The sequence below is a fragment of the Eubacterium sp. BIOML-A2 genome (assembly GCF_009680135.1).
Lineage (GTDB): Bacteria > Bacillota > Clostridia > Lachnospirales > Lachnospiraceae > Faecalicatena > Faecalicatena contortus_B.
Genome location: NZ_WKZK01000035.1, coordinates 1 through 26,081 on the forward strand (window position 1 = coordinate 1; position 26,081 = coordinate 26,081).

General features: G+C 48.2%; 20 protein-coding genes. 19 read left to right on the forward strand and 1 reads right to left on the reverse strand.

The features are described 5' to 3' along the window. Positions 1-193 precede the first annotated feature (193 nt). From GKG43_RS13110 to GKG43_RS13195, 18 genes are all read left to right on the forward strand, one after another. Positions 194-457: a Mor transcription activator family protein gene (locus GKG43_RS13110; RefSeq protein WP_050642495.1), complete on the forward strand. Its 264-nt coding sequence runs from the start codon at positions 194-196 to the stop codon at positions 455-457. A 98-nt stretch (positions 458-555) separates the two neighbouring features. Further along, positions 556-720: a hypothetical protein gene (locus tag GKG43_RS13115; protein ID WP_154253325.1), complete on the forward strand. Its 165-nt coding sequence runs from the start codon at positions 556-558 to the stop codon at positions 718-720. A 242-nt stretch (positions 721-962) separates the two neighbouring features. Then, positions 963-1,919 (forward strand): carbohydrate kinase family protein, encoded by a 957-nt coding sequence (locus GKG43_RS13120; protein WP_055151322.1) that lies wholly within the window; start codon positions 963-965, stop codon positions 1,917-1,919. Between the two features lie 231 nt (positions 1,920-2,150). Next, positions 2,151-3,128: a sugar ABC transporter substrate-binding protein gene (locus tag GKG43_RS13125; RefSeq protein ID WP_055151319.1), complete on the forward strand. Its 978-nt coding sequence runs from the start codon at positions 2,151-2,153 to the stop codon at positions 3,126-3,128. A 78-nt stretch (positions 3,129-3,206) separates the two neighbouring features. Next, positions 3,207-4,730, forward strand: coding sequence for a sugar ABC transporter ATP-binding protein (locus GKG43_RS13130; RefSeq protein ID WP_242857523.1), 1,524 nt, complete (start codon positions 3,207-3,209; stop codon positions 4,728-4,730). Next, the gene (locus tag GKG43_RS13135) at positions 4,711-5,700 is read left to right on the forward strand and encodes an ABC transporter permease (RefSeq protein WP_050642491.1); all 990 of its coding nucleotides are present in this window, start codon (positions 4,711-4,713) and stop codon (positions 5,698-5,700) included. Before GKG43_RS13130 ends, GKG43_RS13135 begins: the two co-directional genes overlap by 20 nt. 2 nt (positions 5,701-5,702) lie before the next feature. Then, on the forward strand, positions 5,703-8,024 hold the full coding sequence (locus GKG43_RS13140) for a hypothetical protein (protein WP_055151313.1): 2,322 nt from the start codon (positions 5,703-5,705) through the stop codon (positions 8,022-8,024). Between the two features lie 40 nt (positions 8,025-8,064). Continuing rightward, complete coding sequence (locus GKG43_RS13145) at positions 8,065-9,666, forward strand: glycoside hydrolase family 43 protein (RefSeq protein ID WP_050642489.1); 1,602 nt, start codon at positions 8,065-8,067, stop codon at positions 9,664-9,666. A 66-nt stretch (positions 9,667-9,732) separates the two neighbouring features. Continuing rightward, the gene (locus tag GKG43_RS13150) at positions 9,733-12,075 is read left to right on the forward strand and encodes a hypothetical protein (RefSeq protein ID WP_055151310.1); all 2,343 of its coding nucleotides are present in this window, start codon (positions 9,733-9,735) and stop codon (positions 12,073-12,075) included. Between the two features lie 128 nt (positions 12,076-12,203). After that, positions 12,204-13,247: a LacI family DNA-binding transcriptional regulator gene (locus tag GKG43_RS13155; protein WP_055151308.1), complete on the forward strand. Its 1,044-nt coding sequence runs from the start codon at positions 12,204-12,206 to the stop codon at positions 13,245-13,247. Positions 13,248-13,671: 424 nt separating this feature from the next. Then, positions 13,672-14,187, forward strand: a complete 516-nt coding sequence (locus tag GKG43_RS13160) for a GrpB family protein (protein ID WP_055151347.1) — start codon at positions 13,672-13,674, stop codon at positions 14,185-14,187. 172 nt (positions 14,188-14,359) lie between these two features. Next, positions 14,360-15,385: a phosphate acyltransferase PlsX gene (plsX, locus tag GKG43_RS13165; protein WP_055151302.1), complete on the forward strand. Its 1,026-nt coding sequence runs from the start codon at positions 14,360-14,362 to the stop codon at positions 15,383-15,385. Positions 15,386-15,410: 25 nt separating this feature from the next. Next, positions 15,411-15,641, forward strand: coding sequence for an acyl carrier protein (gene acpP, locus GKG43_RS13170; protein ID WP_025657667.1), 231 nt, complete (start codon positions 15,411-15,413; stop codon positions 15,639-15,641). Positions 15,642-15,700: 59 nt separating this feature from the next. Then, positions 15,701-16,390: a ribonuclease III gene (gene rnc, locus GKG43_RS13175; protein WP_050642484.1), complete on the forward strand. Its 690-nt coding sequence runs from the start codon at positions 15,701-15,703 to the stop codon at positions 16,388-16,390. A 12-nt stretch (positions 16,391-16,402) separates the two neighbouring features. Further along, the gene (smc, locus tag GKG43_RS13180; RefSeq protein WP_055151299.1) at positions 16,403-19,963 is read left to right on the forward strand and encodes a chromosome segregation protein SMC; all 3,561 of its coding nucleotides are present in this window, start codon (positions 16,403-16,405) and stop codon (positions 19,961-19,963) included. 54 nt (positions 19,964-20,017) lie between these two features. After that, a complete protein-coding gene (gene ftsY, locus GKG43_RS13185; RefSeq protein ID WP_050642482.1) occupies positions 20,018-20,968 on the forward strand; it encodes a signal recognition particle-docking protein FtsY in 951 nt (316 codons plus the stop codon). Between the two features lie 20 nt (positions 20,969-20,988). Further along, a complete protein-coding gene (ilvA, locus tag GKG43_RS13190) occupies positions 20,989-22,203 on the forward strand; it encodes a threonine ammonia-lyase (RefSeq protein WP_055151296.1) in 1,215 nt (404 codons plus the stop codon). A 177-nt stretch (positions 22,204-22,380) separates the two neighbouring features. Beyond that, positions 22,381-22,878, forward strand: a complete 498-nt coding sequence (locus tag GKG43_RS13195; RefSeq protein ID WP_055151293.1) for a DUF1653 domain-containing protein — start codon at positions 22,381-22,383, stop codon at positions 22,876-22,878. 468 nt (positions 22,879-23,346) lie between these two features. Here the strand turns inward: GKG43_RS13195 and GKG43_RS13200 are convergent, their stop codons facing one another. After that, positions 23,347-24,522 carry a ribose-phosphate pyrophosphokinase gene (locus GKG43_RS13200; RefSeq protein WP_050642479.1) on the reverse strand — a complete coding sequence of 392 codons (1,176 nt, stop codon included), beginning with the start codon at positions 24,520-24,522 and terminating at the stop codon, positions 23,347-23,349. A 214-nt stretch (positions 24,523-24,736) separates the two neighbouring features. Here GKG43_RS13200 and GKG43_RS13205 point away from each other — a divergent pair, with 214 nt between their 5' ends. Next, entirely contained in the window at positions 24,737-26,050 is a 1,314-nt protein-coding gene (locus GKG43_RS13205) for a DUF512 domain-containing protein (RefSeq protein WP_055151290.1), read from the forward strand. Positions 26,051-26,081 lie beyond the last annotated feature (31 nt).

Consider the following 26,081-nt stretch of genomic DNA (forward strand, 5'->3'; position numbering starts at 1 on the left):
CGACCAGCCTTTGCTAAACGGCGATACCCGTGCGCTGAACGCGCTTCAGCGCATGGGCTAATCGCCCGGAATAATCATAAAGGTTTCAGGAGCATGTAAAAATATGGAAATATATAAGGAATAATTCAATGTAATAAGCAGATGATAAAATATTGAATTTTCTGTATAGTTACCGCAGGAAGGAGGGATTGGCTTGCTAATCACAGCAGATAAACGAGAAGGCCTGGCAGAGATATACAATCAGCTGGTTGATCTTGTGGGCATAGAAAATACGGAAGAGATCTATAAAAACATGAAGGGACAGCAAATAACCTTCCCCATGCGGCTTTACAGAACTGACTACATATCTAAAATAGTAAATGAACGGTATGACGGTAAAAATCTGAAGGCTCTGGCGAGAGAGTACGGATATACCGAAAGACACCTTAGAAACCTCTTAAATAAGAGACAAAGTTAAACATATCTATATGGAATGCAGGTCATTCAAAAAGTAAGTAAATAAATAATGGTAACAAGCAAGTCTTAAACAAAAGATTAAGGAGGCAGGAGGTTTCGATGGGATTAGTTTTCTCTATGATACTGATTTATGTGTTCGGCAGAGTAAAAATCTGTTCGATGCGTTTTATAGCAATACTGACACTCGGTACATTTTTATGGCCGCCGGGAACAGGGGGAATCCTGATATGGATTCTAATTAAGTGTTGTAAGTTCTTATATTAGTACATCGAAAAATAAGTAATTTACTGTTAAACTGACCGAAATTTTCGATGTACAAGGGGTGTTAAAAAGCGCGTATTTTAGGTATAATAACATAGAAGTAAAATCATAAATACAGAACCAGTACATCGTAAAATTAAGAAATATATGGGGCATGTCGTTTGATTTTCCAAGGGGAGGATGGAACGATCATTTTGACGGAGCCATATCTTTTACAGGATGAATAAAATCAGGGAGGTCGTATGATGGAACACCAAAAGCATGTTGTATGTGTTGGGCAGGCATTAGTTGACTGCATCACCAGAGGGATGGAAGAGAAGCCTTATAAGAAAAATGTATACCGGGCGGATTCAATCTCGTTAAATACAGGAGGTGATGCCTTAAACGAGTCCATTGTCCTATCCCATCTGGGGCACCAGGTCAGCCTGGTGTGCGCAGTGGGAGATGACCTGGCAGGCCACATCGTGCTTCATACGGCCAGGAGCAACGGGGTAGATGTATCCCATGCGGCGGTATCAGAAAGTATCACAACCCCGGTGGCTAACCTGATGGTACAAAAAAACGGGAGCCGGCAGTCCGCTAACAGCCCTGCAACCATGCTGACGGGATACGAGCCGGACGAACGTGCCTTTCGCGGGGCAGAGGCCGTATCATTTGCCAGTTTGTTCCGGGCGCCGCTGGACAAAAGAGAAAGTATTCTTCGGTTGATGAAGGCGGCCAAAGCCGAAGGCGCAGTCGTCTGTGCGGATACCAAAATGCCCACATACAGGGAGATTTTCAGGGAGGATCTCTTAGAAATCCTGCCTTACATAGACTATCTGTTCCCGAATGAAAACGAAGCCTCCTATTACTGTCGCATTATGACGGGGGAGGAGCAGAGAACCCTTGCCGGAATGGGCAGTGTCTTCCTTCAATATGGCGTGAAGAATGTGATCATAAAGACCGGAGAGAAAGGATGCACGGCAGTCAGCGGGAACGGGAGTTTTCAGATTCCCGCCAGAAAGGTTAAGGCAGTGGACTCCACAGGGGCCGGAGATAATTTTGTGGCCGGATTTATTCACGGGCTGCTGTGTGGGTGGGACTTAAGAAAATGCTGTGATTACGGCACACACTGCGCGGCTGTGTCCGTCCAGTATGTAGGGGCGGTAACCGGGATCAAACAGCAAAAAATGAACGGCAGCCGGACAAATACAATAAAATAGATCAATGAGTCAGTGGACATCTGGAAATCATAAAGGTATTTCCAGGTGTTTTCTTTTTAGTAAAAACAGAGAAATTTTCAAGTTATAAATAGCGAAAATATACAAAAATAAAGTGAAGAGCAAAAAGCGATTGACAATTAAATATACAGGTGATATTCTGAGAAAAAGAAAGTCCGTGCACGGGCACAATAACAAAGTTATCAGAATATTCATTTGAAAGGAGAAAGTATTATGAAAAAAACTCTTTGTATGCTGCTATGTATTGGTATGGCCGCGGCCATGTGTGCATGCAGTCCGGGGGAAAAGAAAGCGGAGGAAGCGCCCAAGAAAACAGAAGGAGAGAGCAAAGGTTTAATCGGGATTACCACATCAATGTACACCAACGAAGGTCTCACGATCATGTGTGACACAATTAAAGAGAAAGTAGAAGAAGAGGGCTATCAGGCAGTCATAAAGGATGCAAACCTGGATCAGGCCCAGCAGACAAAGGATGTAGAGGATTTCATAAGCCAGGGGGCCAAGCTGATTATTGTAGAGGCATGTGATTCCGTGGGCGTAAAATCTGCATTTGAATTGTGCAACAAGGCAGATATCCCTGTTCTGAGTGTGAACCAGGTATTGGGAGATGATCTGCTGGAACTTGTGGTGGGCTCCGTTACAAGTGACAATTATACGGCAGGATATGAAGTGGGACAGGAAGTAGCCAAAAAACTTGGCGGAAAAGGCAAGGTATGCATTCTGACCTACGATGTAGCATTTGTATGCAGGGAGAGAGGCGACGGCTTCAAGGCTGCCATGGCCGAAAATGAGGGGATCGAGGTACTGGAAGTCTTTGACGGTGTGTGTACGGAAGATGCCGCCATGAAAAAGACGGAAGACTGGCTGCAGCAGTACCCGGACGTTACGGCAATCTTTGGAAATAATTCGAACTGCGGAGTCGGGATTGCGGCGGCGGTCAGATCGGCCGGCAAGACGGATGATATTTTAGTTGCAAATGTAGATGGACTTTCAGGGGATATCAGAAACATGGAAGACGGGGCCCTGGATATCACAGCGGTATACCCGATGAAGGAACTGGCGGCAGAAGCAGCAGATAAGGCGGTTGAGGTCCTGGAAACCGGAAAATGCGGTGAGGATCCGCGCTTAAAATTCAGCCTTTGTACAATAGATGACCTGGATACATACAAAGAGTATTGGGGAATTGAGTAAATACAGGTGCGTAATATATACTTGCGGCAGCGCACACGATGTACTGGTACATCGTGTGCAGCCATAAAGGAGACATAGATGATGAATGAAGAAAACATTCTGCAGATGAAGGGCATCAATAAGAGCTTCGGCGGCGTGCAGGTATTGCATGATGTGGATTTTTCCATGCACGCAGGGGAAGTGAGGGCGCTCGCGGGAGAAAATGGCGCGGGAAAGTCTACTTTAATGAAGATACTGGGAGGGATCTATGACTGTGATACAGGTGAGGTGATCATCGACGGTGTGCCAATTGGCCTGGGTTCTGTCGAAGAGGCGCAAAAACATGGTATAGCAGTCATTCATCAGGAAATCGTGCTTGTGCAGGATATGACAGTCGGTGAAAATATTTTTTTGGGAAGAGAGTTTCAGACAAAAGCAGGCTTTGTGGACTATCATCAGATGTACAAGAAAGCGGCGGAAATATTGGAAAGGATCGGCCTCTCAACCCTGAAGCCGGATACAATAGTCAGAGAACTCAGCATATCACAGAAGCAGATGGTGGAGATTGCGAAAGCACTTTCCACTGATGCCAGGATTATCGTTATGGACGAGCCGACTTCATCGCTGACCGACAGAGAAGTGGAATTTTTGTTTGGACAAATAAAATCACTGAGTGAAAAAGGGGTATCGATTATCTACATATCCCACAAGATGGACGAAATCAATCAGATTGCGGACAGTATCACGATCATGCGGGATGGCCGCCATATTGTAACAGCTCCTATCAGAGAGATCAGCTATGAGCAGATCATCCAGAATATGGTGGGGCATAAAATAGAAGACTATTACCCTGATTATGATGTGACATTGGGAAAAGAAGTGCTCAGGGTTGAAAATTTGACAACGGAAAAGGTAGAAAATATTAATTTTTCACTTTTTGAAGGGGAAATTCTTGGGATAACAGGTCTCATGGGGGCAGGAAGGACAGAGCTTGCAAAAGCTTTGTTTGGCTTAGACGAAGTTCAGGCCGGCAGTATCTATCTGGAGGGTGAAAAATGTATCATAAAATCACCGCGGGAAGCAATCCAAAAGAAGATAGCGCTTGTCCCGGAAGACAGAAAAGAAAACGGCCTGTTTTTGGAAAATTCAATTTCCTTTAATATGACAGTCACAGTAATGGATGAATTTATAAAGGGAATCTCCGTAGACGCCAAAAAGGAGCAGCAGATCTTAGATGAATATGTAAACCAGCTTGAAATAAAGATGGCGGATACCGAGCAGCTTGCGGTTGAACTCAGCGGAGGAAACCAGCAAAAGGTAGTAATATCGAAATGGCTGGCGTCGAACCCGAAGATCTTAATCCTGGACGAACCGACCAGGGGGGTAGATGTAGGCGCAAAGTCAGATATATACCATTTAATCTGTCAGATTGCAGAGCGGGGCGTGGCAATCATCTTAATCTCTTCGGAGCTGCCCGAGGTTATGAATATGAGCTCCAGAATCGGTGTCATGTGTGAGGGAAAACTGGTCAGGTTTTTTCATCCGAAGAAGGAAGAAGTCACCCAGGAACAGATCATGCATTATGCAACAGGAGGATATGAACATGAAATTTATCACCAATAAAAGCCCGGTCAGTCAGAGCCTTAGTAAATTTTTGAAGCGCAACTTTATGATATTAATCGCGCTGCTGCTGATTGTACTGGCTCTTTCGGTTTTCACAGATACATTTTTAACAGCCGATAATATTTTGTCCGTTACACGGCAGATCAGCGTGGATTCCGTGCTGGCGTTTGGAATGGCAATGGTATTGATTATCGGATGCATTGACCTGTCCGTAGGCAGCGTTCTTGCCCTGAGCGGCTGTGTCTGCGTTTCTATGATTGAAAGCGGCATCCCTACGGCTGCGGCAGTTATCATTACGCTGGTATTCGGGGCCTTCTGCGGGATCATCAATGGCCTGCTTGCAACATTTACAACCATTCCGAGTTTTATTATAACCCTTGCCACGCAGCAGTGCTTCAGAGGCGCGGCATATCTTATGACAAACGGAAAATCAATCATGTGCTATGATGAGACGTTCAGTGCGATCGGGACCGGATATATAGGACCTGTCCCAATTTTGGGGATCGTCATTATTGTATGCCTTGTATTTACCAGCATCCTGCTTAATAAGACAAAATTCGGAAGAGGCATGTATGCAATAGGAGGGAACAGAAGCGCGGCTGTATATGCAGGAATCAAGGTGAAAAAAATAACCGCCAGCGTCTTTATATTTACCGGCATCATGAGCGCAATGGCTGGCATTATGCTGGCATCGAGAGTGTATTCGGCGCAGCCTGCATCCGGTGCGGGATATGAATGCAATGCGATTGCGGCAGCGGTTTTAGGCGGCGTCAGCTTTAACGGGGGAATTGGAACGGCAGGAGGCGTGATGATCGGCGTGCTGATTATCGGGTTTATGAATAATGGACTGAATATGCTGCATGTCACCTCCTACTGGCAGATTATTGTAAAAGGACTTCTTATATTATTGGCAGTGTATCTGGATACTCTGAGGAATAACAAGCGATTACATATTAAGAAAAGGGGATAGGCATGTATACAGAAATAGAATTTATAAGACAGTATGAAAAATATTCCGTGCTGATGAAAGGAAACTGCGGGAAGGGGGAACCGGGGCTGGAAATATTTCTCGATTTTCCCGTGGTTATGCAGGACATTTCCGGCGCGAAAACAAAGCTTAGGTACGACCGTTATGAAAGTACAAAACAGGGATATCAGGCTGGGATAGAAGCCAGGGATTTATATGGAAACTGTTATACCATCACGGACGTATGGACGGCAGAGAAGGGCAGCTATAAACTGGAACGAAAAGTGTCCTGCAAAGAGGTAAAAGAGCAGACGGGGATCCGCCTGACTTCGGAATTCCGGTGCAGGGATTTAAAGGCAGCATCTTTTAACGACTATGAATTTATTATACCCGGGGCCCTGTATAACCATAATGATACGGACGGGGACGGGGTAGACGATTATCTGGGAACATTCAGCCAGGACTATAAGGACGACAGAAATCCGGCTCTTGCGGTCACAGCTTATGGAAAAAAAGGAAATTGGTCGGTATCTCTGATCAGAGGTGATTTACCGCAGGAGGATGAGACCATCACCCGGGAGCAGATCAAAGCCCGCCATTTTATTCATCATACGGATATAGGTTCTCTGGGAATCGCACCATCCCAGTATCGGACGCAGGAATTTATCCTGAGGTGTGATTATCCCTTCTATGAAAGAAATTCTTTCTGTCTCAATGTAGATGGTTCCGAGTGGTCGGCCTACAAAGAGATTGGAGAAAGCCAGGAATTTTCCATGACATATCTGCTCTGCATAGGGGAGGCAGAAAGCCTGACAGAGGCATCCTGGAATACGACACTTCTTCAGATGGACAGAATTTTGGATCAGGAGACAGCACTGCCCTTTACCTTAGAGGAGGCGCAGTATTACAGGCGTGAAATGATCCACAACAGCTTCCGGGAGTTCCCGGAAAAGAAGGGAGCGCCGGCGGGGTATTTCGTACATTTTTCTCCACGCAGCAATTATGGGGAACAAAATCTTCTGGAATATGGCTTCTGCGGGGCACAGACGCTCCTGAGCCTGGACATGCTGGCGGCGGCAAAGGACAATGGCTCCGGAGAATACAGGGAAAGGGCGCTTAAAACAGTCGATTATTTTGTGGATCACTGTATCGAGGAATCGGGACTGCCGAACGGGATTTACAATGTGGATAAGGAGGAGTATGTATACTGGTGGACGGGAATCCTGTTTCCGTTCCAGTACTCGGATGACAGGGAGGAACTGGAGGGGTATCTTGGCAGCCAGGTGGTAAGCTCTTTGATGGAAATCGCAGAGGAGCTGAAAAAGGTAAAGGGTAACTACTGCAGGTCTATGGTCGATTCCATGTACTATTTGCTGCGGTGCTATTTGTTCGAAAAGGAACAAGGAAATGAACATCCGAAATGGCTGGAAGCCGTAATCAAATTCTGCGATAAGCTGGTTGAGATACAAAATGAAGACGGTTCCTGGAACCGCGGATATTCGATGGAGGGAGCACCGCTTACAAATCCGCCGCAGTGGTTCGGGGCGTCCAAAAAGGAGCAGGGTTCCGGGGCAATCTTCCCGGCCCAGATTCTGACAGCACTGTATTCGCTTACAAAGTCGGAGAAGTACTTGAAGTCTGCCGAAAGAGCCGCGTATTTTGTGTACGGCAATTACGCTTCCCAGGTGGAATATATCGGCGGCCTCAACGATACGACACATAAAAAGTCGGTGAAAATAGACGCAGTCGGCGTGATGTTTGCCATGCGCACCATGCTGGTGGTGTACGAGCAGACAAAGGATGAGAAGCTTCTTACAGGGGCAAGGGATGCCGCCCGTATACTGGCAAGCTGGACTTACCTTTGGGACATCCCCTTCGATAAAAATACCCTCCTCGGAAAGCATGGGTTTAAAACGACAGGGTGGGCAGTATGCGATGTGATACCTGCGGGCAGTTACGTGGACTGTGAATTTGTAGAATTTATTCCGGAACTGCTGCGTATCGCCGGATACCTCAAGGACCGGGAACTGGCAGTATTGGCGAAAATCGTGACACGGGGGATGCAGCACGGCCTGTCCATGCCTCAGAATATGTACGGATATGCAATGCCGGGGGTACAGTGTGAGGGGTATATGACCTCCCTCTGGCTGGCGGATACGGAGTATAAGGGCTTTTCCGGCGCTGCAGCCAAGAACAAGGGGGATGATAACGATACCTGCAATGGACTGGTGAACGGGCAGGCGCTGTTGAACTTAGACTATTTATCACAGAAGTACCATACGATGGATTTTGACACAATCATAGAACAAACAGTGAAAGAAGGATAAAGAGTGTTCAGAACTATGAGCGGTTTCGACGGAGGTATATATGGCAGAAATAATTAAAAATCCGGTACTGAAAGGCTTCCATCCGGATCCCTGTATCTGTAGGGCGGGAGACGACTATTATATTGCAGTTTCGACGTTTCAGTGGTTTCCGGGGGTAGAAATCTATCACAGCAGAGATTTAGTACATTGGGAGTTTGCAGGCAGGCCTTTAAATGAAAAGAGACTTCTGGATATGACGGGAGTGCCTGACTCAGGCGGTGTATGGGCGCCGTGCCTGACATACGACGAGGGTATGTTCTATCTGATATATTCCAATGTAAAGACCTACCGGAATTACTATAAGGATGTGGACAATTTTCTGACATGCAGCAAGAGCATCTGCGGTCCATGGTCTGATCCTGTTTATCTGAACAGCAGTGGTTTTGATCCGTCCTTTTTTCATGATGACGACGGGAAAAAGTATCTGCTGAACCAGCGGTGGGATCATCGGGATAAATCAGCTTCATTTGATGGAATTGTTCTGCAGGAATACGACGAAGAGAAACAATGTCTGACAGGAGATCCGCAGAAGATATTCCAGGGAAGCAGTATTGGGCTGACGGAAGGGCCGCATCTGTATAAGATCAATGGAATGTACTATCTTTTCTGCGCCGAGGGCGGGACCTTCTATGAGCATGCAGTAACAGTTGCACGTGCAGGGAACATCGAAGGCCCTTACGAGCTCTCCCCCTATCATCCCTTGCTGACATCCTATGGACATCCGGAACTGGCGCTGCAGAAATGCGGGCATGGCAGCCTGGTCAGCACGCAGGATGGGGAATGGTATATGGCGCATCTGTGCGGACGGCCCAACGGGAACCAGAACCGGTGTATGTTAGGCAGAGAGACGGCAATTCAGAAGCTGGAAATGACGGAGGACGGCTGGTTCGTACTGGATCAGACATCAGGGCTGCCAAAGGAAGCGGTAACGGCTCCAAAACTGCCCGATTTTCCAGTACAGAAAAAGAGTGTAAAGAAGGTCTTTCCGGGCAGGCTCCCGGATGAATTCCAGACATTGCGCATCCCTTTGGACAGCAGGTGGATGGATTTTGACAGAGAAAAGCAGTCTCTGATCCTTTATGGGAAAGAGTCTATGGAATCACTGCATACGCAGAGCCTGGCTGGTATGAGGCGGGAACACTTTCACTTTACAGCTGAGACGAAGCTTAAGTTTGATCCGGTCCACTATCAGCAGGCAGCAGGCCTGGCGCTGTATTATGATACGACAAATTATTTTTATCTGAATCTGAGCTGGGACGAGGAAAAAGGGAGAGTCTTATCGGTGCTTGTCTGCGATCATGGAAAGATCAGGGTCAGCAAAGGCGAACGCCAGCCAGCCGGCAGTGCACAGGAACTATATCTGAGAATCGAAGTGAGAAACAGGGAGGCGCAGTTTTGCTGGTCGCCCGACGGGGAAAGGTATCAGAATATAGGGGAAATACTGGACGCTTCGCAGCTGTCGGATGATTATTATGATGAGGCAGTGCATGGACTTAGGTTCACGGGAACCTTTCTTGTTCTGTGCTGCCAGGACACTTCAGGGCGGCGCTGCAGGGCGGAATTTGAATATATGATTTATCAGCCGCTCGATGAGGAAGAGTGACGAAGAAAGAGGGAGTATTGTGTTTGCAGGCAATATTCCCTTTCATGATAAAAAGGAGGGAGTACCATGTTTATAGACTTGGAATTTATACGCCAATTTGAGGCCTATTCTCCTATGATATCCATATGGAAGACCAGAGAAGAGTCCAGTCCGGATATGAGAGTATTTGTGGACTTTCCTGTTGTGCTAAAGGATATCAAAGGGGCAAAGAAAAAAATCCGCTATGATGCCTGCGGTGTATATGAGGATGGTTTTTACGGAGAGGCACAGGCAGAAGACCGGTATGGCAATCAGTATAAGATCAGAGATATCTGGAAAATAGAAAACCAGTTGATCAGACTGGACAGAACGGCGGCATGTACCCGCTTTACCGAAGAAACAGGGATTCATCTGACCACAGAGTTTCGGGTCAGGGGCAGCAGGGAATCTTCTTTTGACGATTATCAATTCGTGATTCCGGGGGCCTTTTATAACAAAAATGATACAGACGGAGACGGCGAGGAGGATTACCTTGGGACTTACAGCCAGGATTACAAGGATGACAGAAACCCATCTATGTCCGTGACCGCATATGCACAAAAAAGCCAATGTTTTCTATCACTGCTCAGGGCAGATATCCCATGCAAAGACACGACAATTACCCGTCGGCAGATCCAGAAGCGTCATTTTATTCATGACACAGACATCGGATCCTTAGGGCTCGCCCCCTCGGAATACCATGTAGGAGAATGCATTCTGCGCTGTGATTACCCCTTTTATGAAAGAAATACATTCTGCCTGAACGTGGACGGCTCCGAATGGGCGGCTTATCAGGGGGTGGAAGAGGGAACAAAATTACAAATGTCCTATCTGCTGCAGGCGGGGGAAGCAGAGAGGCTTACGGATGCTTCATGGCAGACCACGTCCCTCCAGATCGACCGGCTTCTGCAGGAAGAGGTGCCTCTTCCATTTACCTTAGAGGAATCCATACAGTACAGGAGGGATATGGTCCTCAATAGTTTCCGGGAATTTCCGGATAAAAAGGGAAGACCGGCGGGTTACTTTATCCATTTTTCGCCCCGTCAGAGTTATGGGGAACAGAATCTGCTCGAATATGGGTTCTGTGGTGCGCAGACACTTCTTGCATATGACATGCTGTCGGCTGCATGGGAAAAAGGACAGCACGGTACAGAACGTTTTTTGCAATACAGAGAGAGTGCACGAAAGACATTGGACTATTTCGTAGAAAACTGCGTAGAGGAATCGGGGCTGCCGATCGGCCTCTATTCTGTAGATAAAGAAGAAATTGTCTACTGGTGGACGGGGATTCTGCTTCCTTTCCAATATTCCCATGACAGAAAAGAGCTGGAAGATTATCTCGGGAACCAGATTGTGGGGGCTTTGATGGATATCGCCGGGGAGCTTGCAAAGGTAGAGGGCAATTACTTCAGATCCATGACCGATACGATGTTCTATTTGATGAAATCATATCTGATCGAGAAAGAAAATGGACAGGGGCATCCGGAGTGGCTGCAGGCGGTTTTGAATTTCTGTGAAAGGCTCCTGAGGATACAGAATGCCAATGGTTCCTGGAATCGAGGATATACGATGGAAGGAGAGCCTTTGGCGCATCCGCAGGAGTGGTTTGGGCGGTCAGAAAAGGAACAGGGGTCAGGGGCGATATTTCCGATACCGCTTCTGGTAGAAGTGTACCGCTATACAAAGGAAGAAAAGTATCTGGAATCAGCCAGAAAGGCGGCCGGGTTTATCCTTCGCCAATATATCGGGGACACCACATATATTGGCGGCATTAACGATACCTCCCACAAAAAATCCGTAAAGATGGATGCCGCGAGTGTGATGTTTGTTATGAGAAGTATGCTCGCATTATATGAGCAGTGCGGCGATGCAGTATATCTTTCGGGTGCGGCAGATGCGGCCAGAATCCTTGCGGGCTGGACGTATTTGTGGGACATTCCCTTTGATGCGGATACGCTGCTCGGAAGGCATGGCTTTAGGACCACAGGCTGGGCGGGCTGTGACGTGATTCCGGCCGGCAGTTACGTAGACTGTTCCTTTGAAGAGGTTGTCCCGGAATTTCTAAGAATTGCAGAGTATTGCCATGACGGCAGGCTGGCAAGAGTGGCGGAGGCCGTGACGAGAGGGATGCAGCAGGGGCTGTCAACGCCCGCGGACATGTATGGATATGCCATGCCTGGTGTCCAGTGCGAGGGATATATGACCTCCCTTTGGCTGGCGGATACGGAGTATAAAGAATTTTCCGGCGCTGCCGCAAAGAATAAAGGAGATGATAACGATACCTGCAATGGTTTTGTAAACGGCATGACACTTCTGAACCTGGATTCCTTGAAAAGAAAATATGGGACCCTGGATTTCGGAAATATTTGTAAAAATCTGTATAATAAATAAACAAGATTGGCAGAATGCGTGGTATAATTCATTTTGAAGAAAATGAACTGTGTACTGACACATTGAGAGTTAGCCTAATATCGTAGAATATAAATGTGTCAGTACACTGGCCGGAAGAGGAATGAACTATGGTAACGATTAAAAAGATTGCAGAAATAGCAGGAGTATCCAGGGGAACCGTGGACCGGGTATTAAATAACCGGCCGGGAGTAAATGCAGAGACCTATCACAAGGTCAAGGAAATAGCAGACAAGTTAGGATATGAGCCCAATATGGCCGGGCAGATGCTGGCGGCCAGAAAGAAAAAAATCAGACTTGGATTCGTAGTATGTGATACTCCGGTGGATTTGTTTTTTGCGGATGTTTACCGGGCGGCAAGGAAAAAGGCAGAGGAGCTGAAGACCTTTGGTGTCACCGTCCATTTTTATCTGATCAAAGAATTGTCGGATCAGTTTATTGCGCCCCTTCTTCAGGAAGCAGAGGACGATGAACTGGATGGAATCGCATTAGTGCCTCTTAATATGGACTCCATCAGGCAATTTGTTCAAAAGATGAATAAGAAAAATATCCCAATGGTCTTTTTTAATCTGGATATGGAAGATGCCAGGAGGCTCTCTTACGTTGGATGCAATTACCATGATTCCGGAAAAGTTGCGGCCGGTCTGGTCGCGCTTGTGACCCGTGAAAAGGGGAAGATCGCCCTGGCAACCAGTTTTGACGAACAGTCGCCTTCCTTTCTCCAGAGGCTGGATGGGTTCATAGAGGAGCTGGATGAAGGATACCCGCAGATCGAGATTGTAAACAGGGATTCGAATATTGTCTTTCAAAAGGGAGAATATTCAAATGTACTTGAGGTCGTGAAAAAAAATGCAGATTTAGATGCGCTGTATATCATCAACCCGGGTGACTACAGCATATGTGAAGAAGTCGAAAAGCTGGATAAAGAAAGAAGAATCAAGATGATCACCAACGACGTAATCAATAAGCAGAAACCCTTTATGGACAGAGGGGTCATAGCCGCAACCATTGGGCAGCAGCCGGAAAAACAGGGTGCACTGCCGCTGCAGATTTTGTATGATTATATCGGGCTGGGGATAGAACCGTCGGAACAATATTTAACAGAGCTCTCCATCCATATCAGACAAAATATATCGTGGAAGCGGGAGGGATAGGATGGGGGGGACGCTTACCGGCAGCCGTGACGTGCTGAGAAAAGCCCCTGTCCTGTTGGAAATACAGGCCGCTGCGTCAAGCAGCAGTAAGTGGAAATCCGCAGAATCAGCCGGAACCGAACACATTCACCGCTTAATCTGATGATTAAGCGGCTCAGGTGTTCTGAAAAGCTGCTTTGGTGAGCAGCTTTTCTCCGGCTGATTCTGCGGATTTCCACTAACTGCTGCTAGGCTCGCTGGAAGCATTTCCAACAGGACAGGGGCTTTTCTCAGCACGTCACGGCTGTCGGTAAGTTGGTGCTTCCAAGCGGCAGGTAAGGGGGTGCGCTCCGGGGGAGCTTGGACCGTGGCGGCGTATGGGGATGACTTTATGGGGGGATTAGGAGGAGTTTGGCTGTGAATGAAGTTGGAAGGGAGATTGAGTATGGAGATGACACGAGTTATTGTTTTGCCTTATGATGCTAAGTGGAAAACGGATTTTGAAAATATCAGGAAGGAAATTGTAGATGCTGTTGGCGGTTTGATTATTGGCATTGAACATGTTGGCAGCACTTCAGTGGAAGGGCTTTCTGCTAACCCCTGTATTGATATTGATGTGATGATCAAGGATTATTCGGTTTTTCATGTTGTTGTCAGCAGATTAGAAACAATCGGCTATATCCATGAAGGCGATCTTGGAATAAAAGACAGAGAAGCTTTTCGATATTGGGATAAACCACATCTGCAAACCCACCATTTATATGTGTGTCCGCAAACATCCGAAGAATTATACCGTCATATCACATTTAGAGATTTTCTCAGACGGAATCCGGATGCAGCAAAAAAGTATGGCAAGATCAAAGAAAAAGCCGCCCAATTATTCCCGTATGATATGGACCAATATATAGCATACAAATCTCCTTGCATAAAGGAGCTATATGCAAGGTGTGGCTTAAAATAATTTCAGCCAACCCCCATCCACTGCACCCATCCGGGTCTGGTACGCCGACCATTGGGAGCGTCCCCCTCCGACCACAAAAGCAGCGAATCCCCTCACAACTATTTCCAATTTCTTGTTGATTTTTAGATTGATGTCTAGTAGAATTAATGCAGTAGCGTTAGGAGGAAAGAAAATGTCTGATATTACAAGAATCGCGTTAGATGCCATGGGTGGGGACAATGCCCCCGGCGAGATGATTAAGGGCGCGGTAGAGGCTGTCCGGCAGAGGAAAGATATTAAGGTTCTGCTTACGGGACAGGAGGTACTGCTTAGGAAGACGTTATCAGAATATACTTACCCGACAGATCAGATTGAGATTGTGAATGCAACAGAGGTTATTGAGACTGCAGAACCACCGGTTATGGCGATTCGCAGGAAGAAAGACTCTTCCATTGTAGTAGCCATGAATCTGGTGAAAAAGGGCGAGGCAGATGCATTTGTATCTGCGGGAAGTTCTGGTGCGGTACTGGTCGGAGGCCAGGTGATTGTAGGTCGCATAAAGGGCGTGGAGAGACCCCCTTTGGCTCCGCTGATCCCGACTGCAAAGGGCGTATCACTGCTGATAGACTGCGGGGCCAATGTGGATGCAAGGCCGTCGCATCTTGTCCAGTTTGCTAAGATGGGATCCATCTATATGGAGAATATTATCGGAAAGAAGAACCCCACCGTCGGCATTGTGAATATCGGGGCAGAGGAAGAAAAAGGGAATGCTCTTGTGAAAGAGACCTTTCCGCTGCTCAAGGAATGCAGGGATATTAATTTTGTGGGGAGCGTAGAGGCAAGGGATATACCGGCGGGAGCTGTGGATGTAGTCGTCTGCGAGGCATTTGTGGGCAACGTGATCCTGAAGCTCTTTGAAGGCGTAGGCGGAACTCTGATCAGCAAGATTAAGGGAAGTATGATGACCTCACTGCGGACAAAGATAGGCGCGCTTCTGGTCAAACCGGCGCTCAAATCCACACTGAAAGACTTTGATGCCAGCGAATACGGCGGAGCGCCGCTGCTGGGATTAAACGGACTAGTTGTCAAGACACATGGAAGCTCTACTTCAAAAGAAGTATGTAATTCAATTATTCAATGCGTCACATTTAAGGAGCAGCAGATCAATGAGAAGATAAAGGCTGCCATCCAGGCGCAGGAAGAAAAAACGACAAATTAATGTAACGAAGAAAGGGAAGAGGACTATGGAATTTGAAAAATTACAGGAAATTATTGCAGACGTATTAAATGTTTCTACTGAGGATATTACGATGGAAACAACATTTGTAGATGATTTAGGGGCAGATTCATTGGACATTTTCCAGATAATCATGGGTATTGAGGAAGAATTCGACATTGAGATTGACAACGATGAGGCAGAGAAGATTACAACAGTGGGAGATGCTGTTGAGCAGATTAGAAAGGCTGTAGAATAAGTGGTAACAGATGAAAAAGCCCCTATGGGCTTTTTCATTTTAACTGAAAGGTGAAAAATATGAAAGATAGTTTAAAAGAACTGGAGAGTAAGATCGGTTATAAGTTCCGGGATTTTTCTCTGCTGCGCCGGGCCATGATGCACAGTTCCTATACGAACGAGAAGCATCTTGAGAAGTACCACTGCAATGAACGCCTGGAGTTCCTTGGAGATGCGGTGCTTGAACTGGTTTCCAGCGAATATCTGTTCCTGGAATCTCCGAAGGTGTCGGAGGGGGAACTGACAAAGACAAGGGCCAGCATGGTATGTGAGCCGTCCCTGGCTTTCTGTGCAAGGGATATAGACCTGGGCTCCTATCTGCTGCTTGGCAAGGGAGAAGAGGCAACCGGCGGAAGGCACCGGGATTCCATCACATCGGACGCACTGGAAGCCCTGATCGGGGCGATTTACCTGGACGGTGGTTTTACTAATGCAAAAGAGTTTATTCATCGGTTTATACTGACGGATTTAGAAGATAAAAAGCTCTTTTTCGATAGCAAGACTATTTTGCAGGAGATTGTGCAGGCAAGAATGGCGGGGAGTATTTCGTACCGCCTGATCAAGGAAGAAGGGCCTGATCACAATAAGGCTTTTTTCGTGGAGGTCATGATTGAGGAAAATGGCTACGGCATAGGAAAGGGAAGAACCAAAAAGGCCGCGGAACAGGAAGCTGCATATAAAGCAATACTAGCATTGAGAAAAGAAAAATAGAGCAGGTGTTATATGTATTTAAAAAGCATTGAGGTACAGGGCTTTAAGTCTTTTGCCAACAAAATCAAATTCGACTTCCACAACGGAATAACCGGCATCGTCGGCCCGAACGGCAGCGGCAAGAGCAACGTTGCCGATGCGGTACGCTGGGTTCTCGGTGAACAGCGGGTAAAGCAGCTTCGGGGCGGGAGCATGCAGGATGTCATCTTTTCCGGCACAGAGAACCGAAAGCCGCTGAGCTATGCATCGGTAGCCATTACGCTGGACAATTCGGATCATCAGCTCCCGGTAGACTACGAGGAGGTTACGGTTACGAGAAAGCTGTACAGGTCCGGTGAGAGCGAATATCTGATAAATGGCGCAGGATGCCGTCTGAAGGACATCAATGAGATGTTTTATGACACCGGCATCGGGAAAGAGGGATATTCGATTATCGGACAGGGGCAGATCGATAAGATTCTGAGCGGAAAGCCGGAGGAGAGAAGAGAGCTGTTCGACGAGGCTGCGGGGATTGTTAAGTTCAAGCGGCGCAAGAACCTGTCGGTCAGAAAACTGGATGAGGAAAGACAGAACCTGACCCGTGTCAATGATATTCTCTCAGAGCTTGAAAAACAGATCGGGCCATTAAAACGGCAGTCCGAGGTAGCGAGGGAGTATCTTAAGAAAAAGGAAGAACTCAAGACTTACGATATTAACATGTTTCTGCTGGAGACGGAGCGGATCAAAGAACAGATTCGTGATCTGGACAGTAAGTATCAAATCGCTTCGGACGAGCTTGAAGAAGCAAACGTCCGGTATGAAGAGATGAAGACGGAGTACGAGGCCATTGAGGAGGAAGTGGACAGCATCGACTTCTCCATTGAAAAGGCAAAGAGCCAGCTCAATGAGACGACCCTTCTCAAGCAGCAGCTGGAGGGACAGATCAATGTCCTGAAAGAACAGATCAATACGGTTCGGATGAATGACGAGCACTATGATAACCGTCTCAATACGATCCGCGTGGAGATAGAGACCAGACAGGCCCAGCGGGCGGAACTTGCCAGGGAGCAGACCTCCGTAAGGGCCAGGCTCGCGGAAGTTGCAAAGAGCGATGCACAGGCAAAGGAAGCGCTGGTGGATGTGCAGAGCCGGATTGCCTCGGGTACGGCGCAGATAGAACATAGTAAGGCTGAGATCATAGAGCTTTTGAATAACAGGGCTTCCACAAAGGCTAAAATCCAGCATTATGCAACGACACAGGAGCAGATTACAACGAGAAAATCTGAACTGGGCAGGCTGATCCTGGAGGTATCGTCAGAGGCGGAGAAACAGAATGAAGTACTCGCCGCTTACGAAGAAGAGCTGCAGCAGATTTCCGGGAGAATCCATGCTTATACGGAACAGATCAGCACGAATGAGCAGGAGATCGATAAGCTCCAGCAGGAACTGTCCGGGAAGCAGGAGCAGCTGCGTATTGGGCAGACCGCTTACCACAGAGAGTCTTCCCGGCTGGAATCCTTAAAGAACATAACCGAGCGTTATGACGGATACGGCAACAGCATCCGCAGGGTCATGAGCAATAAGGACAGGGAAAAGGGACTGATCGGTGTTGTTGCGGATATTATTAAAGTAGAAAAAGAATATGAGATCGCCGTGGAGACGGCTCTGGGAGGCAATATCCAGAACATTGTCACCGACAATGAGGAGACCGCCAAGCGGATGATCGCCTATCTTAAGCAGAACAAGTTCGGGCGTGCCACGTTCCTGCCTCTGACAAGCATGCATGGAGGCGGCGGGATCCGCCAGCAGGAAGCACTGAAGGAGCCCGGTGTGATCGGCCTTGCCAGCACGCTGGTGCAGGTTGAAGACCGATTTATGGGGCTGGCTGAACAGCTGCTTGGCAGAACCATTGTAGTGGATAACATAGATAATGGAATCCGCCTGGCCAGAAAATACAAACAGTCGCTCCGGCTTGTCACTCTGGAAGGGGAACTCATGAATCCCGGAGGATCCATGACCGGGGGCGCTTTCAAGAATTCCAGCAACCTGTTGAGCAGAAGGCGGGAGATAGAAGAATTCGAAAAAACGGTCAGGATGCTGAAAAAAGAGATGGATGACTGTGAGCAGTCGGTAAACGAGATCAAGGCAAAACGTACCGCATGCTACAGCGCTATTGATGAGATCCAGCAGAAGCTCAGAAGAGCATCCGTCAAAGAGAACACTGCGAAGATGAATGTGGAGCAGGTTCAGAACCGGCAGCGTGAAGCGAAATTACGCTGTGAAGGGTATCTCAGGGAGCAGGAGGGCTTAGAACTAAGGCTGCAGGAGATCCTGGATAATGAGGACTCCATTCAGATGGAACTAGAGACGTCAGAAGCCCTGGAGAAGGAACTGAACAACCGGATCGGCGAGCTGCAGGAAAGCCTGGAATCCGACAAGGAAAAGGAGACCGTCCAGCTGAGACATTCGGAAGAAGTGCACCTGGCATATGCGAGCCTGGAACAGCAGAATGCGTTTATTCTGGAAAACATAACGCGAATTCAGGAAGAGACGGAAAAGTTCGAGACAGAATTAAAGGAACTGGACATCAATAAAGGCAATGCTTCCGAAGAAATTCAGGAAAAAGAGGACAAGATTCAGGACCTTAGAGAGACCATTGAAAATTCAAAAGAGCTGTTTGAGGAGATAAACACAGAGATCAAGAGCCAGGTCGCCAAGCGGGAGGAGCTGAACCAGAAGCATAAGGCATTTCTCGGAAAGCGGGAGGAACTCTCCAAACACATGTCCGAACTGGATAAGGAGTGCTTCCGGCTGAGCAGCCGCAGGGAATCCTATGAGGAGGCCTCTGAGAAGCAGATCAACTATATGTGGGATGAGTATGAACTGACCTACAACCATGCGATGGAGCTGCGCAATGAAAATCTGACGGATCTCTCCTATATGAAGCGCCAGATCCAGGTGCTGAAAGGCGAGATTAAGAAACTGGGTTCCGTAAATGTCAATGCAATCGACGACTATAAAAGTGTATCGGAGCGCTACGAGTTCCTCAAGGGGCAGCACGATGACCTGGTGGAGGCGGAAGCGACGCTGATGAAAATCATAGATGAGCTGGATGCTGCCATGAGAAAGCAGTTTGAAGAACAGTTCGCGCTGATTTCCAAGGAGTTTGACATTGTATTCAAACAGCTTTTCGGAGGCGGAAAAGGAACGCTGGAACTGATGGAGGACGAGGATATCCTGGAAGCAGGGATCCGGATCATTGCACAGCCGCCGGGCAAAAAGCTTCAGAATATGATGCAGCTCTCCGGCGGGGAGAAGGCGCTCACAGCAATTTCTCTGCTGTTTGCGATACAAAACCTGAAGCCCTCTCCGTTCTGCCTTCTGGATGAGATTGAGGCGGCCCTGGATGACAACAACGTAGTGCGTTTTGCACAGTATCTGCACAAATTGACCAGGAACACGCAGTTCATTGTCATTACCCACAGAAGAGGAACCATGACTTCTGCGGACAGGCTGTACGGGATCACCATGCAGGAGAAGGGGGTGTCCACGCTGGTATCCGTGGATCTTCTGGAGGATGAACTGGAAAAATAGACAGCAGTTCCGACTTATCTGAACTGTTAAAAAAAGATAGCGAGGGAGAAGAAAATGGAGGAAAAGCAGGGTTTTTTTAAACGGCTGGTATCCGGCCTGACCAAAACAAGAGATAATATCGTCTCCGGCATGGACAGCATTTTCCATGGCTTTTCAAAAATAGATGATGATTTTTACGAAGAGCTGGAAGAGACACTGATCATGGGAGATCTGGGTGTCCACACGACCATGGAGATCATGGAAGACCTGAAAGCAAAAGTGAAGGAAAAGCATATCAAAGAACCAATCGAATGCAGGGAGCTGCTCATTGAAAGTATCAAGGAGCAGATGAATGTGGGGGAGACTGCGTACGAATTCGAGAACCGCACTTCGGTCGTATTCGTGATTGGGGTCAATGGGGTCGGCAAGACAACTACAATTGGAAAGCTGGCCGGCAAGTTCCGTGAGCAGCACAAGAAAGTAATACTGGCGGCTGCGGATACATTTCGTGCGGCAGCGGGAGAGCAGCTGAAAGAGTGGGCGAACCGGGCGCAGGTAGAGATGATAGGCGGTCAGGAGGGCGCGGATCCCGCCTCCATAGTCTTTGACGCAGTGGCGGCAGCAAGGGCAAGAAAGGCCGATATCCTGCTGTGTGATACGGCGGGACGCCTCCACAACAAGAAAAACCTGATGGAGGAACTGAAAAAGATCAACCGGGTGATCGACAGAGAATATCCGGAGGCACATAAAGAAACGCTGGTTGTTCTGGATGCCACCACAGGGCAGAACGCACTGTCGCAGGCAAAAGAATTCAACGAAGTATCCGATATTACAGGAGTCATACTCACGAAGATGGACGGAACTGCAAAAGGCGGAATTGCAGTGGCAATCCAGGCGGAGCTGGGAATCCCCGTTAAATATATCGGCGTGGGCGAGACCATAGATGATTTACAGAAATTTGATGCGGATGAATTTGTAAACGCGCTATTCTATAGTGACTCAAAAGAAGAGAACAGCGGGGAATAGCCTAAGAAAGAAGGGGTAAAATGTTAACATTAGAGAAGTTTGAAGAAGCAAGCGAAATCGTAAAACAGGTAACAAACCAGACCAAGCTGATCTACAGCGATTATCTGAGCGAGGCGAGCGGCGGCAAGGTATATCTGAAGCCCGAGAATATGCAGCATACCGGTGCATATAAGCTCCGGGGCGCCTATTACAAGATCAGTACCCTGTCTGAGGAAGCCCGGCAGAAAGGCCTGATTACCGCATCCGCCGGCAACCATGCCCAGGGAGTTGCCTACGCCGCTAAAAAATACGGATGCAAGGCAACGATTGTCATGCCGACAGTTACACCTCTGATCAAAGTAAACCGCACAAAGAGTTACGGGGCCGAGGTCATTCTTTACGGGGATGTATATGACGATGCCTGCACCTATGCCTTAGAACTGGCCGAAAAGCACGGCTATACCTTCGTCCATCCATTTGACGACCTGGACGTTGCAACCGGCCAGGGAACCATTGCCATGGAGATCGTCCAGGAACTGCCGACGGTGGACTATATCCTCGTCCCCATAGGGGGAGGCGGCCTCATATCCGGAGTGGCCACGCTGGCAAAAATGCTGAATCCGAAGATCAAAGTGATCGGTGTGGAGCCGGCGGAGGCAGCCAGCATGACGGCGGCCCTTCAGGCCGGGGAAGTGGTGGAACTGGAGAGCGCCAACACAATAGCGGACGGCACTGCGGTGAAAGCCGTCGGAGTTCAGAATCTGCCCTACGTACAGGAAAATGTGGACGATATCCTTCTGGTTGAGGACGACGAGCTGATCGGCGCCTTTCTGGATATGGTGGAGAACCACAAAATGATCGTGGAGAATTCCGGGCTGCTCTCTGTAGCTGCATTAAAACAGCTCGAGTGCAAGGGCAAGAAGGTTGTCTGCCTTCTGAGCGGCGGCAACATGGATGTCATAACCATGTCTTCCATCGTACAGCACGGCCTGATCCAAAGAGACCGTATCTTCTCCGTATCCGTACTGCTTCCGGACAAGCCGGGTGAGCTGGTGAGTGTGGCCGCTACAATTGCGGACGAGCAGGGCAATGTGATCAAGTTGGAGCACAACCAGTTTGTAAGCACAAACAGAAACGCAGCGGTGGAACTTCGTATAACAATGGAGGCTTTCGGCACAGAACACAAACATAAGATACTAAATGCCCTTGAGAAAAAAGGCTTCCGTCCGAAACTGATCAGCGCAAAGTTATACTAAAGAAAAAATGATATTGAAATAGCAGCAGCCGGCAGATGAATGTAAATTGATTTGCCGGCAGTTTTGATAAACAGCAGGCCCGACTTTCGTAGCACTGCTTTTGTCCCGCGGGATGTAAGGTCCAAGAACCAGTAGTTCTTACTACTGGAATTAAAGAGTAGAAAAGGAGAGTTTCATATGAGCCGCAAAAGACCAGAAGAGGGAGAAATTTACACACATTTTAAAGGAAAATGCTACAAAGTACTGCACTTAGCAGTGCACACGGAAACAAACGAGGAGCTGGTGGTGTATGAAGCCCTCTACGGCGGACACGGCATCTATGCACGTCCTCTGGACATGTTCCTAAGCCCGGTGGACCATGAAAAATATCCGGATGCCCTCCAGGAATACCGCTTCGAACTGACCGGCATTGTAAAGCCAGGGGAGCCGTTATCCGAAGAAGAGCCGGTACAAGAAGAAGTCCCCCTGATCATCCGCTTCCTGGATCTGGATTCCAATGAAGAAAAACTTAAGTTCCTCCAGCGCCACAGGGCGGAGCTGAACCAGCACTTCCTGAGTACAGCGGCCGAAAGCCTGGGATACACAGAAACAGGAAAAACACCCGAACTGCAGTTTGAGGGAGTCATCAATTGCCTGCGAATGAAAATCAAGTACGAGACGGGGAGGCTTAGATAAGGCGGGAATGTGGCTGGTATGGGGACGCGTCAGTCCTGCTGTGCCGGTGCGGGGGCTGGCCGGGCGTGAACGTTTTCTAAGCGGAAAAACCGGGCAGGATGCGGACACCACTGACATTCAACGTGAAACCTGGATGGTTTCACGTCTCAGGTCAGCTTGAATCGTGATTTGGAAATCACGATTCAGTCCGCATCCTGCCCGGTTTTTCCGCTAAGAAAACGTAATAAGCCCTCTGAAGCCCCCGCACCGGCACAGCAGGACTGACGCTGGACATTCCCGCCGGAATGCCTGATCCTGAAGCCGACGCACCCTTTTACGGGGGAGGTGGATCTTGGTTGTCTGGTTTGGAGACATTATTTACACTGGCATTAGGCATATAGATACGCATCCGCCGGTAGACATCCGCTGCTTTCCGTCCCCGAAAACACCTGCCCCTTCTCTGAGACGGCCCCGTGAGTCGACACCCTCCTACCCCCTGCGCTTTTTTTCGAGGAGTGCGTGGATTTTGTCTGTTGGATTCAGTACGGATCCGATGGAGGTGTCGTGGTTCAATGAATCTATGATGAGTGCCAGGAATTTGCTCATATCTGCTTTTACGAAGTAGGGTTTTTCGTTTACGATCGGCGGCAGATAGGTGAGGTTTGTTGTGATTACCCGGTCGATGTAGCCGTTTTCGTAGTATTCGTCGAATTTTTCGAAGCCGTCCGTGAAGAGGCCGAATGTGGTGCAGACGAAGACTCTGGCCGCGTGGCGGTCTTTTAGCTGTTTGGCTACATCCAGCATGCTTTCACCGGAGGAAATCATGTCGTCTACGACGATGACGTCTTTTCCTGTTACATCGTCGCCGAGAAATTCGTGGGCCACGATGGGGTTCTTGCCGTTGACTACAGTAGAATAGTCGCGGCGCTTGTAGAACATACCCATCTCTACGCCGAGGATGTTGGAGAAGTAGACTGCACGGTGCATGGCTCCCTCGTCAGGACTGATGATCATCAGATGTTCCTTATCTACCCGTAAATCTGGCACTGAGCGGAACAATGCCTTCATAAACTGATAGGGCGGATTGAAGCTGTCGAACCCTTTCAGCGGGATCGCGTTCTGAACCCTGGGATCGTGCGCGTCAAAGGTCACGATGTTGGTGACGCCCATGGCGGTCAGTTCTTCCAGGGCAATGGCACAGTCGAGGGACTCCCTTTTGGTCCTTTTGTGCTGACGGCTCTCATACATGAATGGCATGATGACATTGATCCGCTTTGCCTTGCCTGTAGCCGCGGAAATGATCCTTTTGAGATCCTGGAAATGATCGTCCGGGGACATGTGATTGATATGTCCGTTGACCGTGTACGTAAGGCTGTAGTTGCATACATCGGTCATGATAAACAGATCCGTGCCCCGGATTGTCTCCTTCAGGACCCCCTTTGCCTCACCGGAGCCAAAACGGGGACAGCAGCAGTCCACCAGATAGTTACGTGATTCATAGTTCACATAGAGGGGGGAGGAGGATTTTACTTCGCAGATCGTATTCTCCCGGAAGGATACGAGGTAGTCATTGACCTTTTTCCCCAGTTTTTCACAGCTTTCCATGGCCGCCAGCTTGAGGGGGGCAACGGGAAGCGTTTTTTCTAATAATTCAATATTTGACATGATTTTCTCCTATGTTTGACGAATTTGACGGGCTGGAATCCAGCCTGCTACCTATATATGGTTATATCATTTTTTATGCTGAAATTCAAGCACAGCTTGCGCAAACCGCGAATTATGATATAATGAGGTTACTGTGCGCACCCGCAGGATTTGAACAGTAACATGATGAAAAGCGAGCCGGACAAGTCTATTCCGGACTTTGAGGAGATAGAAGATGAAACATGAGCATATTGTGAGTACCGTACATCCGGGAAGCATTGGGGAAGAGATGGGGATCGAGCCCGGGGACAGGCTACTGGCCATCAACGGCAATACGATAGAGGATGTATTTGATTATCACTACTACGTTGACGATGAAAATATTGTATTATTGATAGAGAAACCCGACGGAGAACAGTGGGAGCTGGAGATTGAAAAGGACGAGGACGAAGGACTGGGGCTGGAGTTCGGGCAGAGCCTGATGGACGAGTACCGTTCCTGCCGGAATAAATGCATGTTCTGCTTTATAGACCAGATGCCCGCAGGAATGAGAGAGACGCTGTATTTTAAGGACGATGATTCCAGGCTCTCCTTTCTGCAGGGGAATTATATTACCCTGACAAATATGAGTGATCATGATGTGGAGCGGATTGTGAAGTACCATCTGGAACCGATCAACATCTCATTCCACACAACCAATCCCGAACTGCGCTGTAAGATGCTGCATAACCGTTTTGCAGGCGATGCCCTGAAGAAAGTGGATATCCTGTATCAGGGAGGGATTGAGATGAACGGGCAGATTGTACTCTGCAAGGGCGTGAATGACGGGGCAGAGCTGGAGCGAAGCATCCGTGACCTGACCGGCTATCTGCCGTATCTCAAGAGTGTTTCCGTGGTGCCTGTGGGGCTGACGAAGTTTAGGGACGGTCTGTATCCTTTGGAGCCATTTACGAAGGATGATGCAAAGGAAGTCCTCCGGGTGATCCATAAGTGGCAGGAGCAGATATATGAGGCTCATGGGATTCATTTCATCCATGCAGGGGATGAGTGGTATATCCTGGCAGGGGAGGAATTGCCCCGGGAGGAAAGATACGACGGTTATCTCCAGCTGGAGAACGGCGTGGGTATGCTGCGTCTGCTAATGGATGAATTCGGGGAAGGACTGGAGCGCATCAAAGGGGACGACAGGAAGAGAGAGCTGTCATTCGCAACCGGGCGGCTTGCTTACCCCTATTTAGAGCGCATGCTAAGCAGACTAAAAGAGAAGTTTCCTAATATAACCCTGCACCTCTATGAGGTAAGGAATGACTTTTTCGGAGAACTGATTACGGTATCCGGGCTGATCACCGGGCAGGATCTGGCCGCGCAGCTTAAAGGCAGGGAGCTTGGCGATACACTGCTGATCCCCTGCAATATGTTAAGGACCGGCGAGGATGTATTTCTAGATGATTTTACCGTGAAGGATGTGGAGAAGGCTTTACAAGTGCCGGTAGATATTGTAAAATCAAGCGGGCAGGATCTGATCGACGCAGTTCTGGGCCGAAACTGATAATTTGAAAATGAGAAAGGTAGCAGATAAA